Annotated in this window: 14 protein-coding genes; 6 read left to right on the forward strand and 8 right to left on the reverse strand. The window is 63.0% G+C overall.

What is annotated here, in order from left to right; translation table 11 throughout:
• Positions 1 to 180: 180 nt before the first annotated feature.
• The 6 genes from QWE_RS05195 to QWE_RS05220 all read right to left on the reverse strand — a co-directional run bounded on the left by QWE_RS05195 (position 181) and on the right by QWE_RS05220 (position 5,506).
• The gene (locus QWE_RS05195; RefSeq protein ID WP_006725040.1) at positions 181 to 561 is read right to left on the reverse strand and encodes a DUF6481 family protein; all 381 of its coding nucleotides are present in this window, start codon (positions 559 to 561) and stop codon (positions 181 to 183) included.
• Between the two features lie 27 nt (positions 562 to 588).
• Positions 589 to 810, reverse strand: a complete 222-nt coding sequence (locus tag QWE_RS05200) for a hypothetical protein (RefSeq protein ID WP_006725041.1) — start codon at positions 808 to 810, stop codon at positions 589 to 591.
• Between the two features lie 134 nt (positions 811 to 944).
• Entirely contained in the window at positions 945 to 1,154 is a 210-nt protein-coding gene (locus QWE_RS05205; RefSeq protein ID WP_006725042.1) for a cold-shock protein, read from the reverse strand.
• A 240-nt stretch (positions 1,155 to 1,394) separates the two neighbouring features.
• Entirely contained in the window at positions 1,395 to 1,997 is a 603-nt protein-coding gene (locus QWE_RS05210) for an NAD(P)H-dependent oxidoreductase (protein ID WP_006725043.1), read from the reverse strand.
• Positions 1,997 to 3,607, reverse strand: a complete 1,611-nt coding sequence (gene xseA, locus QWE_RS05215) for an exodeoxyribonuclease VII large subunit (RefSeq protein WP_006725044.1) — start codon at positions 3,605 to 3,607, stop codon at positions 1,997 to 1,999. The genes QWE_RS05210 and xseA overlap by 1 nt, the downstream gene beginning before the upstream one ends.
• Positions 3,608 to 3,673: 66 nt before the next feature.
• A complete protein-coding gene (locus tag QWE_RS05220) occupies positions 3,674 to 5,506 on the reverse strand; it encodes a hypothetical protein (RefSeq protein WP_006725045.1) in 1,833 nt (610 codons plus the stop codon).
• 171 nt (positions 5,507 to 5,677) lie between these two features.
• On the opposite strand from QWE_RS05220, the gene QWE_RS05225 reads away from it, so the two are divergent.
• Entirely contained in the window at positions 5,678 to 6,712 is a 1,035-nt protein-coding gene (locus QWE_RS05225) for a glycosyltransferase (protein ID WP_006725046.1), read from the forward strand.
• Positions 6,709 to 7,083, forward strand: a complete 375-nt coding sequence (locus QWE_RS05230) for a GtrA family protein (protein WP_006725047.1) — start codon at positions 6,709 to 6,711, stop codon at positions 7,081 to 7,083. Before QWE_RS05225 ends, QWE_RS05230 begins: the two co-directional genes overlap by 4 nt.
• Before the next feature lie 15 nt (positions 7,084 to 7,098).
• Here the strand turns inward: QWE_RS05230 and QWE_RS05235 are convergent, their stop codons facing one another.
• Positions 7,099 to 8,085 (reverse strand): Gfo/Idh/MocA family protein, encoded by a 987-nt coding sequence (locus tag QWE_RS05235; RefSeq protein ID WP_006725048.1) that lies wholly within the window; start codon positions 8,083 to 8,085, stop codon positions 7,099 to 7,101.
• A 193-nt stretch (positions 8,086 to 8,278) separates the two neighbouring features.
• Between QWE_RS05235 and QWE_RS05240 the strand changes: the two genes are divergently transcribed.
• The 4 genes from QWE_RS05240 (at position 8,279) to QWE_RS05255 (ending at position 11,932) form a co-directional block, all read left to right on the forward strand.
• Positions 8,279 to 8,839 carry a cysteine hydrolase family protein gene (locus tag QWE_RS05240; protein WP_006725049.1) on the forward strand — a complete coding sequence of 187 codons (561 nt, stop codon included), beginning with the start codon at positions 8,279 to 8,281 and terminating at the stop codon, positions 8,837 to 8,839.
• 11 nt (positions 8,840 to 8,850) lie between these two features.
• Complete coding sequence (locus QWE_RS05245; protein WP_006725050.1) at positions 8,851 to 9,819, forward strand: GlxA family transcriptional regulator; 969 nt, start codon at positions 8,851 to 8,853, stop codon at positions 9,817 to 9,819.
• Positions 9,820 to 9,983: 164 nt separating this feature from the next.
• Positions 9,984 to 10,934: an aldo/keto reductase gene (locus tag QWE_RS05250; RefSeq protein ID WP_006725051.1), complete on the forward strand. Its 951-nt coding sequence runs from the start codon at positions 9,984 to 9,986 to the stop codon at positions 10,932 to 10,934.
• 2 nt (positions 10,935 to 10,936) lie between these two features.
• The gene (locus QWE_RS05255) at positions 10,937 to 11,932 is read left to right on the forward strand and encodes an aldo/keto reductase (RefSeq protein WP_006725052.1); all 996 of its coding nucleotides are present in this window, start codon (positions 10,937 to 10,939) and stop codon (positions 11,930 to 11,932) included.
• A 64-nt stretch (positions 11,933 to 11,996) separates the two neighbouring features.
• Here the strand turns inward: QWE_RS05255 and QWE_RS05260 are convergent, their stop codons facing one another.
• On the reverse strand, positions 11,997 to 12,857 hold the full coding sequence (locus QWE_RS05260) for a DMT family transporter (RefSeq protein WP_006725053.1): 861 nt from the start codon (positions 12,855 to 12,857) through the stop codon (positions 11,997 to 11,999).
• Positions 12,858 to 12,936: the final 79 nt, after the last annotated feature.

Consider the following 12,936-nt stretch of genomic DNA (forward strand, 5'->3'; position numbering starts at 1 on the left):
TCGCCAGATGCTTGGGAGCACATCCGGCTTCGTCCGGACATGTGGCGATCGGAAGAATGGTTTTCCAGTATAATCACATCAGCTTGACCGGTTGCGCGCAACCGATCGTGGTGACGGAGTGTTCACCGCCGCCCGATCCGGGCCGCAACAAAGCAGCCCGACGACGGAGTGTGACTGCAATCAGCCCTGGCGGGCCTTGCGGGCAGCGTAGCGACGGTCGCGCTCGGCCTTGCGGGCGGCTTCGTCTTCGACAACGCGGCTGATGCGCGATGCTTCGGCCTCTTCACGGGCGTCCTTCTCGGCATTTGCCGCAGCGATAGCCGCTTCTTCGCGCTCGCGTGCCTCTTGCTCGGCCCGGATCTTTTCCTCGGCCTTCAGGCGGTCGCGTTCGGCATGGCGCTTGACGCGCTCTTCGGCGCGGGCAGCGCGTTCAGCCATCCGGGCTTCACGCTCGGGGTCGGCTGCCGCATGGGCGGCCTTGTAAGCCTGGAGCAGCGCTGCCTTGGCGTCCGTTGCGGTGGTGCGGCGCTCGGCGAGGCCATGGTCTCTCGTAAATTTCATTGGGGCTCCGATCTCTTGGAACTGGGGTCAGGTACGGGCGCGCTTGGCGACCAGAGCCGCCGTTGCGCTTTCGCGCGCTTCGCGTTCGCGGGTCAGACGGGCTTCGCGCAGGCGCACCGTCTTCTCGTCACGGGCGGAGGTGATCGCGTCCTGCTCGTCGAGCGCGCGGCCACGGGCCAGAAACTGCGACTGCGTCTTCGCAAAGGCGATCTCGGCGGTCTGGCGCGACTTGGTGAGTTGCTCGGTCATGTCATCTCCTTTCAGGAGGCTTGCCCATGTCGGGCAATAAAAAAAGGCCAGGCGAACCGCCTGACCTTCCGTGGGATCGTGCCTTCGACAGTGCCAGTACATCCGTGGTCAAAGGAAAGCGGATCCCGGATCTATCAGGCTGCCTGCAGGTTGCAGGCCGACATCTTGCCCGACTTGTTGTCGCGCTCCATGTCGTAAGCCAGCTTCTGGCCTTCAACGATTTCGCGCATGCCCGACCGTTCAACGGCGGAGATGTGAACGAAAGCGTCCGGGCCGCCGTTGTCAGGCTGAATGAAGCCGAAGCCCTTGGTGGAATTAAACCATTTTACTGTGCCAGTGGTCATGATGAACCCTTTCATAGCGCATAGAGTGCCCCAGCGCGGATGCGCTGCGGAGGTAACGATTTTTGAAAGAAGGTTCGACAGGGCGCAAATGATGCGCGGTAACCAAAGCTCAGCAAGCAAATATCGATGACCAATAGATAGACGCCTTCCTAATGAATGTCAACCATCGGTTTTCATTCCGGCTCAAATCTCAATCAAAAGTGTAATTTACGCGAATGCAACCGCATCCCGTTTTCTGCATCAAATGCTCGCGAAAGCGGCCCTGAGTTTCGCCAAGAAGCCTTTGCGCTTCTCTTCCGTCGCGCGGTCCATGTCGTGCAGCGCCAGCATGCGAAAATCGACGGACTTGGCGCAGAAGGCGGCCACACCGCGCTTCAGGATGCGTTTGACAGGATTGCCCATGTAGAGATGCACGACCCACCACGGAGAACCGGTCGAGGTCACGACCCAGAAGCTCTTGATATGGGTCATCAGCGGCACGATGCGTCCGCCGGCCTTATCGTGCTCGAAGGCAACGCCCGGCACGAAGATGCGGTCGATGAAGCCCTTCATGATCGCCGGCAGATTGAACCACCAATGCGGAAAGACGAGCACCAGCCCGTCGGCTGCCTTCAGCCGCTCGACAATGCCTGAGACGTCTTGAGGTGATTGATAGCCCGGCTCCATATAGGCCGCGCGCTCGGCAGCCGTCAGGCGCGGGTCGAAATCCTCGGCATAGAGGTCGAGCAGGTCGACCTGATGGCCCTTCGCTTCCAGCGTTTCAACCAGGGCCCGTGCGGCGGACGCGGCAAAGCTCTCCGGCAGGGGATGGGCGAGCACGACGAGGAAGCGTCGGGCGACCATCAGAAGAGGCTGCCCTGCCCGGCGGGCGGCTCGCTCTTGCGTGCCGGTCTGGAGACGGCGGCTGCCCGGGTCGGCTGCGGGGCCGACGGTTCCGGGGGGGATACACCCTCGCCAGCAACGGCATCCACGCGTCCATCGGCGAATTCGATCGCGATCGCCTGGCCATGCGACAGTCCCTCGGCGCGCGAAACCGGGCGATCATTCTCGTCGCGGATCACGGCATAACCGCGCGCCAGCACGTTCTTGTAGGAGAGCGACTGCAGAACACGATCCTGCGACACCAATGACTGTCGGGCACGGCGGAGGTCATTCATCACGGCACTGTCGGACCGACGGCCGAGGCTTTCCAGCCTGTCTTTGGAGCGCTCCGTCATCGCCTTCAGCCGCGCTGGCACGGCCGTCAACGTTGCATCGAAGCGGCCGAGGCGCGATTTGTTGCGTTCGATCAACCGCTCGATGACCCGTTCGGCGCGCACGACATTTTCCGACAGCTTCTGCTTACGCTCCATCAGCCGGCGTGCCAGCATATCAGGCGAGAGCTTGGCTGCGGCGCGTTCGAAGCTGCGGCGCTTGTTCATGGTGTTGAGTTCGAGGCTGCGGCCGAGACCGGAAGCGGCCTCGTCGAAGCGTCGGCGCGGCAGAGCCAGCAGTTGGTCGAGCGAAGGCAGTGCCCGTACCAGGCTCCGCAGGTTCTGGCGACGATTATCCATCTGCCTGACCATGGCGCCGGAGAGACGGGCAGACAGTGTGGCCACCTGCGCCTCGAGATCGGCCTTCACGGGCACGGCCATTTCCGCCGCACCCGTTGGGGTAGGTGCGCGGACGTCTGCCGCATAGTCGATCAGCGTCCAGTCGGTCTCATGGCCGACGGCCGAAATCAGCGGAATGCTGCTCGCAGCCGCCGCTCGGACCACGGCCTCGTCATTGAAACTCCAGAGATCCTCGAGACTGCCGCCGCCGCGCGCGACGATCAGGACGTCCGGTCGCGGCATAAGCCCGCCGGGCTGCAGCGCGTTGAAGCCGTGGATGGCGTTCGCCACCTCGTCGCCTGAGCCTTCGCCCTGAACCTTGACCGGCCAGACCAGAACATGCACGGGGAAGCGGTCGGAGATGCGGTGCAGGATGTCACGGATGACGGCACCGGTCGGCGAAGTGACGACGCCGATCACCTTGGGCAGGAAGGGCAACAGCTGCTTGCGCGCTGGGTCGAACAGGCCTTCCGCCGTAAAGCGCCGCTTACGCTCCTCGATCAGCGCCATCAGCGCGCCGGCACCGGCCGGCTCCATCTGCTCGATGACGATCTGGTATTTCGACGAACCCGGGAAAGTCGTGACCTTGCCGGTCGCGATCACTTCCATGCCCTCTTCCGGGCGATACTTCAGCTTGGAAAAGGAGCCCTTCCAGATCACCGCATCGATACGGGCCTTGTCGTCCTTCAGGCTGAAATAGGCATGGCCCGAGGAATGCGGCCCGCGATAACCGGAGATTTCGCCGCGCACACGAACATGATCGAAGGAGGTTTCGATGGTGCGCTTGATCGAGCCCGAAAGCTCCGAAACGGAAAATTCGGTGAGGTTCGTCGGCGAATCGTTGTCGAAGAAATTGCTCATGCCCCTTCCCTAGCGGAAAACGGGGCCAAGATCAGCCCAAAGGACCCGTCATCAAGCGCTTTCCGTTCAGGGTAGGTCCACCCGGAAAATTTGCATCCCGGAGGCGCCTTCGACTGGCACTGGCCTGAGATAGGCGGGCACCTCCCCCTTCATCATGCCGGCATAGAGCCCGTCGACTTTGGTCGAGGCGATAGTCTGTGTGGGCGTAAGGTCGGGGCAGAAGACGAGGATCGTCGCGCCGGCGCCGCGCAGAAAGGCGGCTGCCTCCGCCGGCTCGGCCAGCCCCACATGCAGTTCCGTCAGCATGCCACCCTGATTGCGGTGATAGGGGCCGGAGAGGACGCGATGCCGCGTGAATCGCAGGATTTCCGGGCCCATATCAACCGCCGCCACAACAACGCCGTCGGGCAGACCGTTCAGCGCCGCGAAGCCTGCCGGCGCGTCGCAAGCCGGTGTGCTGGCGGCCATGGAGGCCGGCGTCTGGGCAAGCCCCTTCATCCGGTTGGTCACCCCGGCCGTTCCCTCGACGAAGAGCACACCGAAGAGCGCCCAGGCGCTCGGCACGGACAGGAAGGCGGCGAGCGCAAACAGCAGGCCGGTGCCAAGTTGCTCCGGCTCTTCGCGCGCCCTCTGCCTCAGCTCACCGATCAAAAGCGCCAGCGGCGGGATGGCGAGCAGATTGGCAAAGATCGCCCCGCGCACCTGGATCAACGCAATGACGAAAGAGACTACGATGAGACCGAGCATGATCGCGTGACGGCGAACCCGATCACCATTGACGATGCGAAACAGGCAGACGCCAATCGCGAAGAAACCGACGGCGTAGAAGCCCCCGAAGGCGGCAGGGTCCTTGGCGAGCTGATCGAGGAAGGACTGGGCCTCGATGACGCCGGAAAGCCAGAGCGTATGCAGCAACGGATCGAGTTCGTTCAAGGGATTCTGCAGGCATTGCGGCGCGATGGTGACGGCCCCTGCCAGCACCACGGCGCCGGTCACGCCGATCGCCGCAATCCGCAAGCGCCGATCGCCCATGCCCGGAAGCTGCGTGGCAACGAAGAGGGACGCCGCGCCGATGCCGACGACCGCATAGAAACCGACAGAGAGGCTGTCGCAGGTCACCACCGCATACTGAACCGGCGGCACGGTGGCGAAGAACATGGCAGACAGGCTGACCAGAAGCGTCAGGGAGAAGGCGCGCGCCGCCTTCGCATAAACCTCACCCTCGAGTGCCCAGAGGATGCCGACGGCGGCACAGACGGTTGCCACCAGAGGCGTGGTCTCAGCGCCGATGGCAATCGCGAGTGCAGCAGCCAGGCCGCCGAGCGCATGACCGGCGGGCCCACGCGCCGGATCTACCAGCCCGGCCGCCATGGTCGCGACCAGGACCAGCTGGACATTGTGGTGATCGATCGAGCCCGGCAGGAAGCGGTTTCCGGTAACGACGAAGACCGCCGTCAGCATCAGCGCCAGATGCATGGTGACATCATCGCCCATGCGGCGGGCGGCGACGGCAACCGCCGCCATTAGCGGCAGAATGAGAAAGAAAGGCCAGACGATCAGCGCCAGTGCTTCGGCCTGCTCCATCGGCACCAGCTGGGCGAACAGGCGGATCAGCAGCGCAATCGGCAGATCGATCAGGCGGGACCAATGCATCAGCGTGCCGCCGTCAAGTCCCAGCCGATACTGCGTCAGGTCGAACCAGGACTGCCCGGCAAGCAGGTCACGCACCTGTACAAGCCGCAGGACATCGTCGTTGTCGGCTCCCACATAGTCCCGGGCGGCCGGCAGGTTGAGCGCAGCCAGCACCGCCATTGTCGCGATGCCGTATACCAGCGTCCAGAGAACGAGCCTGCGCGGGGTGCGGGAACTTGACGCGCCAGGCAGGGTGATGTCGGCCATGCTTCGTCAAACCTCCGGGTCCGCCTGGGGCGTTTCCTCCAGAGAAACAACCGGCAGACCGTATTTCAAACACTGCTATGGCCTGAAACCTAGCCTTAACCTTCTCAAGAAATAGTAAAACCAATGGTGGCCGCAGGCTGCCCGAACCCCAGCGCTTCAGAGCAGGTCCCGATGAGCCACACGGCCGCCTCTTCCCTCGACATCGCCGTTCTCCTGCCCTGTTACAACGAGGCGGCGACGATCGGCCAAGTGGTGAGCGATTTCCGTGCGGCCCTGCCCGAGGCGAAGATCTATGTCTATGACAACAACTCGACCGATGGCACGGCGCTGAAGGCGATGCTCGCGGGCGCGACCGTCGTGCGCGAACGCCGCCAGGGCAAGGGTCATGTAGTGCGCCGCATGTTCTGCGACATCGATGCCGACATCTACATCATGGCCGATGGCGACGGGACCTATGGCCCTGCCGATGCCGAGGAGCTGATCCGCACGCTGATCACCGAACGTGTCGACATGGTAGTCGGCACCCGACGCGGGGTGCAGGACGATGCCGGCCGCCAGGGCCACGCCTTCGGCAACCGCCTGTTCAACCAGCTTTATCGCGTGTTGTTCGGCAACGACTTCACCGACATCCTCTCCGGCTACCGCGCCTTTTCGCGCCGCTACGTGAAGAGCTTTCCGGCCGTTTCCGCCGGCTTCGAAATCGAGACGGAAATGTCCGTGCACGCCTCGCGGCTGAAGCTTCCGGTCTGCGAGATCGAACTCGATTACGGCCGCCGTCCGGAAGGCTCGCATTCGAAGCTCTCGACCTTCAAGGATGGCTTCAAGATCCTCTGGATGTTCGCCATGCTGATGAAGGAAACGCGGCCCTTCGCCTTTTTCGGCCTGATCGCGGCTGGACTGATGGGCGTCAGCCTCGCCGCCATGGCGCCTGTTCTCTACGAGTTCTTCACCACCGGCCTCGTCTCGCGCATGCCGACCTGGATCGGCGCCACAGCGCTGATGATGATGTCCTTCCTGTCGTTCACGGCAGCGCTCATCCTCGATTCCCTTGCGCGTTCGCGGGCCGAGCAGCTGAGGATCCATTATCTGACGCTGCCGGCACTTGCCCCTTCGACTTCCGCCAAGGAGCCGGCAACGGAAGTCGGGAAACCGCGGCGTGAACGGTCGTCGAAGGTTTCGACAAAGGACGCATCGCGGGCGGCATGAGAAAGTTTCTGCGCTTCGCCATTGTCGGCGCCACCGGCTTCCTTGTGGATGCCGGTGTGCTCTGGCTGTTCCTGAGCTTCACGCCGATCGGCCCGTTTGCTGCGCGGATCGTGGCGATTGCCGTTGCAATGACCACGACCTGGCTTCTGAACCGGCACTTCACCTTCGGCGCATCGAAGCGCTCTGTTGTCAGCGAAGGCTTTCGCTACGGCTTCATCGGCGTGGTGACGTCGCTGATCAATTACGGCGTCTACGCCCTGCTCCTGATCGGCGCACCGCTGCTCAGCCCCTATGCCGCGCTGGTTTTTGCTTCCATCGCGGCCATGCTGTTCAGCTTCTTTGGTTACTCGCGCTACGTCTTCAAGCGCTGACGGGTAAGCGGTTGATTACACCGCTTCCCAACCGTCCTTCTCGGCGGCGCGGTAGATCGCGTCGATCAGCTTCTGGTTTGCCTTGGAGCTCTCCAGCGTGACGACCTCCCCCTTGGTGCCAGCCACGGCGCGGGCAAAGGCCTCTGCCTCCAGCTTGTACTGACGGCTGTCGGGGAAGCGGAAGATCTGCGAGACGTTGTGACCGCGATTGGTGAGCTCGACTTCCTCGGCGCCCCAGCGATCGGCGTTAAAGGGCGACTTCACTTCGATGAAGCCGTCCGTGCCGTGGAAGACCATCAGCTGGCGGTTGGCCATCTGGGTCGAGACATAGAAATTCAGCTCGAAATCGGCAAAATCCGCCTTCACGCTCGCATAGATGTCCGTGCCGAAGTCCGGATCGCGCTCGATGGTCGACTGGACGCGGACCGGCTCCTTGCCGGTGACGAAGCGGGTGGTGATCGTTGGATAAACGCCGATATCCGGAAGCGCGCCGCCACCAAGCTCGGGGATATTGCGCATGTTGCCGGGGTCGCGGTTGAAATAGGTGAACGAGCCCTGGACCATCTTCAGCGTGCCAATGGCGCCTTCAGCCAGCAGTTCGCGGACCTTCAGCCAGACCGGCGCGTAGGTCACCATATAGGCTTCCGTGATCAGCACCTTGTTGCGCTCGCGGGCCGCGATGATCTCATCGATCTCTTCAGCCTTTAGCGCGATCGGCTTTTCGCAGAGCACATGCTTGCCGGCGTCGGCGGCCTTGATCGCCCACTCGACATGCTGGGAGGTCGGCAGCGGTATGTAGACGGCATTAATGACGTCGGAGGCCAGCATTTCCTCATACGAGCCAAAGGCATGCGGCACCGAGAAGCGATCGGCCATCTCGCGCGCCCGGCTGAGATCGCGGCTGGCGATTGCCGTCACCACGGCATTTTCGGCATCCTGGATGGCCGGCACGACAAGCTCGCGACCGATCTTGGCCGTCGACAGAATTCCAAAACGCAGCATCTTTATTCCTCCTCGAAAATGTCGCGGCGGACATTAGGCGAAGCACAGGCGGGGCGCAACGGGTTGTCAGACAATCTGCCCGCGCGGACAGAAAGGCGAATGGCCGAATATGTCCCATCTTCGTCCGGGCCGCGCATGGTGTCCTGAATGCCGGGACATATGCTAGATGTCATCGCAACGACAGGAGACGAATATGTCCGCTCATGACACTGCCCTCATCGTGGTCGACGTCCAGGAAAGCTTTCGCCATGCGCCCTATTGGGACGCATCGGAACTCCCCGCTTACCTTTCCAGGCAGCAGGCGCTGATCGACGGAGCCAAGGCCGCCGGCATGCCGACCGTGCAGATCTTCCACGTCGATACGGACGCGGCCTTCCGGCTGGAAAGCGGCTTCATCCGGGCACTCGACGAGATCTGCATCGACCCCGACGTAACCTTCCACAAGGGCGTGCATTCCGCACTTGTGGACACCGGTCTCGAAGCCTGGCTGCGCGAAAAGGGCATCTCCCGCGTGATCGTCTCGGGCATCCGCACCGAGCAGTGCTGCGAGACCACGACACGCCATGCATCCGATCTCGGCTTCGCGGTCGACTTCGTCACCGAGGCGACGCTGACCTTCCCGATGACGCATGCATCCGGCCGGGTCTTTACCGCCGACGATATCCGCATTCGGACGGAGCTAGTGCTCGCCAACCGCTTCGCCCGGATCGTGACCGTCGAGCAGGCGCTTGCGCCGCTGTTGACCGCCGCCTGAGACCACCCACGATGGACGTGATCCCGGTCTTCATCCTCGTTCCGCCCGACACGCTGCTGATCGACATCGCCGGTCCGCTGGAGGTGCTGCGCTACGCGAACCAGGAACAGGACCGGGTCCGTTTCGACTATCGCTACATTTCTGCCCAATCGCGGCAGCAGACCTCGATCGCGCTCATGATTGACGGTCTCGAACCCCTGCCTGAGACGCTGCCTGAGAATGCGATCCTTGTCATTTCCGGCAGCCTTACCGTCGGCGCGGAAGAGATCGCCCGCGAGGCCGAACTGAAGATACTGACGCGCTGGCTCGCCCGCACGGTCAGGCCAGACACGCGGCTCGTCACCATCTGCTCCGGCGCGCTGCTTGCTGCGGCCGCCGGGCTGATGGAGGGCTATCAGTGCACCACGCACGCAGATTGCCTCGACGAACTCCGGGCACTTGCCCCAACGGCGAGTGTTCTGGAGAACCGGCTTTATGTCGAAGATGGCAACCGCTTTTCGAGTGCGGGCATCTCGACCGGCATCGACCTCATGCTGCATGTCGTCAGCCGCTTCGCCTCGCCGCAGTCAGCACTCGCCGCTGCCCGCAAGATGGTCATCTATCTCCGGCGCAGCGGCCAGGACCCTCAGCTCTCGCCCTGGCTTTCGGGCCGCAACCATATTCATCCGGCCATCCACCGGGCCCAGGATGCGATCATGGCGGATCCAGCGCGCGACTGGTCGCTGCCGGGGCTCGCCGAGATCGCGCATTTGAGCGAACGGCATCTGTCCCGCCTCTTCCGCGAACATGTCGGTCAGTCAGTCGTCGATTACGTCAACCTGATGCGGGTGACGCTCGCCCAGGAGCTGCTCCAGCAATCGAGGCTCGACATGGAAAACCTCGCTTTGCGCGCCGGATTTGCCTCCTCGCGCCACATGCGCCGGGTCTTTTCCCAGCATCACGGCCTGTCGCCCAGCGCCTTTCGGAAGACTGGGAACTGAAAGCGGCAGCAACACTGGAAAGCCGCAATACAAGGCCCATATCGAGGTCGGGACTGGACTATCGATAGTCCAGCTTCAGAACCCATCAAAGATTTTCAATGGTGCCTTCGACTGACGCTTGATAGCGTCGACCCTTGATCCCCCATCTCTTCCCGAGGCTTTCCATGCAGAAACGTGCTCTCGGCCGCACCGGCCTTTCGATCGCTCCCGTCGTGCTCGGCGGCAATGTTTTCGGCTGGACGGCCGACGAGAAGACGTCGTTTGCCATTCTCGACCGCTTCTTCGAGGCCGGCTTCAACACGATCGATACTGCCGACATGTATTCGCTCTGGGTCGACGGCAATGTCGGCGGGGAAAGCGAGACGATCATCGGCAAATGGCTGAAGCGCGGTGGTGTGCAGCGCGAGGATGCCGTCATCGTTACCAAGGTCGGCGCCGATCTCGGCGGCAAGAAGCGGGGTCTCAGCGCCCGCCGCATCGCGGAGGCCGTCGAGGATTCGCTGCGCCGCTTGCAGACCGACTATATCGATCTCTATTTGGCCCATTGGCCGGATGCCGAAACGGACGATGAGGAAAGCCTCGCCGCCTTCGGCAAGCTCAAGGATGAAGGCAAGGTGCGGGCAATCGGCTGCTCCAATCTCGATGCCGAACAGCTGCAGGCGACCTTCGATGCGGCAGCCAAGGCCGGCGTGGGGCGCTATGACGTCATCCAGCCGGAATACAATCTCTATACTCGCTCGAAATTCGAGGGTGAACTCGCAGAGCTCTGCCAGCGCGAGGAGATCGGCGTGATCACCTATTACGCGCTGGCCTCGGGCTTCCTCACCGGCAAATATCGCAGCGCTGCCGATACCGAAGGCAAGGCACGCGGCGAGGACATGGAGCCCTATCTCAACACGCGCGGCTTCGATATACTGGGCGCTCTCGACCAGGTGGCGGCTGAAACCGGCACCAGTCCGGCAACCGTCGCGATCGCCTGGATCGCCGCACAGCCCGGCGTGACCGCGCCGATCGCGTCCGCCACCAGCCTGCGCCAGCTCGAGAGCCTGATCGCGGCCGGCAAACTGGAGCTGACGACCGCGCAGATGAAGCAACTCAACCAGGCCGGAGCATGATCATGAAGACCCGCACCCTCGGCACGCTCACCACCTCGACCATTGGCCTCGGCTGCATGGGCATGAGCCATGGCTATGGCACCAATATCGACGAGGCGACGGCGCAGAAGCTGTTCGACCACGCGGTGGAACGCGGCGTGACCTTCTTCGACACGGCAGAGGTCTATGGTCCCTTCACCAATGAGGAACTGGTCGGAAAAGGCCTGAAGCGGCATCGCGAGCACGTGGTGATCGCCACCAAGTTCGGCTTCACCGTCGGCGACGAGGCGAAGGCCGCGCGTCCGTCTGGCGTTGACAGCCGGCCGGAGCATGTTCGGGCCGTCGCCGAGGCCTCGCTGAAGCGGCTCGGTGTCGAGGTCATCGACCTCTTCTACCAGCATCGCGTCGACCCCGATGTCGCGATCGAGGAAACGGTCGGCGCCATGGCCGAGCTCGTGAAGGAGGGCAAGGTCAAGGCTCTTGGCCTGTCCGAAGCGAGTGCGGCGACGCTCCGGCGAGCGCACGCCGTGCATCCGATCTCCGCCATCCAGAGCGAATATTCGCTCTGGACCCGCGACCCGGAAACCAATGGCGTGCTCGACACCTGCCGCGAACTCGGCATCGGCTTCGTGCCGTTTTCGCCGCTCGGTCGCGGCATGCTGACGGGTGCTTTGAAGGATCTCTCCAAGCTCGGCGAAAACGACTTCCGCCGTGGTCTGCCACGCTTCGACCAGGAGAATTTCGATGCCAACCTAGCGCTGGTTACCGCGCTCGAAACCATGGCGGCGGACAAGGGCGTGAAGCCCGGCCAGTTGGCGCTCGCCTGGGTACTCGCCCAGGGCGATTTCATCGTGCCGATCCCGGGCACGACCAAGATCGCCAATCTCGACAGCAACATCGATGCGACCGGGATCACGCTCTCGGCCGAAGACCTCGCCACGCTTTCGGCCGTGGTGTCGCCCGACAAGGTCTCCGGCGCACGCTATGGCGAGGCCATGGCCAAGATGGCAGGACGCTAAGTCGGCTGGTTTTTACGCAGTCCGGACGCAAAACCGCTGACGCACTTTTGCTGGACATGCTCCCTCAAGCAAAGCGCCGGCTACCCGCCACGCAGAGCACCACGAGTAGGGCTGTGGCCAGCATGGGAAGGCTCACCTTCTCATGCAGCAGCCCTGCGGCAAGCACGAAACCGAGAAAGGGTTGCAGCAGCTGCAGTTGCCCGACCGAAGCGATGCCGCCCAGCGCCAGACCGCGATACCAGAAGATGAAGCCGATCATCATGCTGAACAGCGAGACGTAAGCGAGCGCCACCCAGCCGGATGTCGACACCGCGCCGAGATCCATCGGGATGGTCCAGAGCGCGAGCGGCAGCATCACCGGCAGCGACAGGACCAGCGACCAACTGATCACCTGCCAGCCTCCGAGGCGGCGCGATAGGCGTGCACCTTCGGCATAACCCAGGCCGCAAGCGATCACCGCCGCGATCATCAGCCCAGCACCCGAAATGGCCATATCCGCTGTGGTCGCCATCGCAAAACCGGCGACCAAAGCCGCCCCAGTCACGGAAAAGATCCAGAACACTGCCGAGGGACGCTCGCCGGCCCGCAACACGCCGAACAGCGCCGTGCAAAGCGGCAGCAGACCGATGAAGACGATCGACTGGGCGGATGTGATGCTCTGCAGCGCCAGCGCCGTCAGCAGCGGAAAACCGACAACAACGCCGAGGGCTATGATCCCTAGCGACAGCAGATCGCTGCGCAGGGGGCGCCTTTCCCTGAGTGCGATAAGAAGCACAGCGCCCAGCCCAGCCGCGATCACGGCGCGGGCCGAGGTCAGGAACAGCGGGGCGAAATCGGCCAAGCCCACGCGCGTTGCCGGCAGTGAGCCACTGAAAATCAGCACACCGATGAAACCGCTAACCCAGGCCTTCCAGGACGTCGTCATTTTCGTCTCCTAATTATCGTCCCTCCGTTTCGCGCGAAGCCTCTGGTCTTTACAGAGACGGAGCGATACAATCTGGCCA

This window comes from Agrobacterium albertimagni AOL15 (assembly GCF_000300855.1).
Lineage (GTDB): Bacteria > Pseudomonadota > Alphaproteobacteria > Rhizobiales > Rhizobiaceae > Allorhizobium > Allorhizobium albertimagni.

What these genes read in the sequence shown, in the direction of transcription:
- QWE_RS05195 (WP_006725040.1), bottom strand. Translation starts at nt 561, where the DNA reads ATGAAATTTACGAGAGACCATGGCCTCGCCGAGCGCCGCACCACCGCA.
- QWE_RS05200 (WP_006725041.1), bottom strand. Translation starts at nt 810, where the DNA reads ATGACCGAGCAACTCACCAAGTCGCGCCAGACCGCCGAGATCGCCTTT.
- QWE_RS05205 (WP_006725042.1), bottom strand. Translation starts at nt 1,154, where the DNA reads ATGACCACTGGCACAGTAAAATGGTTTAATTCCACCAAGGGCTTCGGC.
- QWE_RS05210 (WP_006725043.1), bottom strand. Translation starts at nt 1,997, where the DNA reads ATGGTCGCCCGACGCTTCCTCGTCGTGCTCGCCCATCCCCTGCCGGAG.
- xseA (WP_006725044.1), bottom strand. Translation starts at nt 3,607, where the DNA reads ATGAGCAATTTCTTCGACAACGATTCGCCGACGAACCTCACCGAATTT.
- QWE_RS05220 (WP_006725045.1), bottom strand. Translation starts at nt 5,506, where the DNA reads ATGGCCGACATCACCCTGCCTGGCGCGTCAAGTTCCCGCACCCCGCGC.
- QWE_RS05225 (WP_006725046.1), top strand. Translation starts at nt 5,678, where the DNA reads ATGAGCCACACGGCCGCCTCTTCCCTCGACATCGCCGTTCTCCTGCCC.
- QWE_RS05230 (WP_006725047.1), top strand. Translation starts at nt 6,709, where the DNA reads ATGAGAAAGTTTCTGCGCTTCGCCATTGTCGGCGCCACCGGCTTCCTT.
- QWE_RS05235 (WP_006725048.1), bottom strand. Translation starts at nt 8,085, where the DNA reads ATGCTGCGTTTTGGAATTCTGTCGACGGCCAAGATCGGTCGCGAGCTT.
- QWE_RS05240 (WP_006725049.1), top strand. Translation starts at nt 8,279, where the DNA reads ATGTCCGCTCATGACACTGCCCTCATCGTGGTCGACGTCCAGGAAAGC.
- QWE_RS05245 (WP_006725050.1), top strand. Translation starts at nt 8,851, where the DNA reads ATGGACGTGATCCCGGTCTTCATCCTCGTTCCGCCCGACACGCTGCTG.
- QWE_RS05250 (WP_006725051.1), top strand. Translation starts at nt 9,984, where the DNA reads ATGCAGAAACGTGCTCTCGGCCGCACCGGCCTTTCGATCGCTCCCGTC.
- QWE_RS05255 (WP_006725052.1), top strand. Translation starts at nt 10,937, where the DNA reads ATGAAGACCCGCACCCTCGGCACGCTCACCACCTCGACCATTGGCCTC.
- QWE_RS05260 (WP_006725053.1), bottom strand. Translation starts at nt 12,857, where the DNA reads ATGACGACGTCCTGGAAGGCCTGGGTTAGCGGTTTCATCGGTGTGCTG.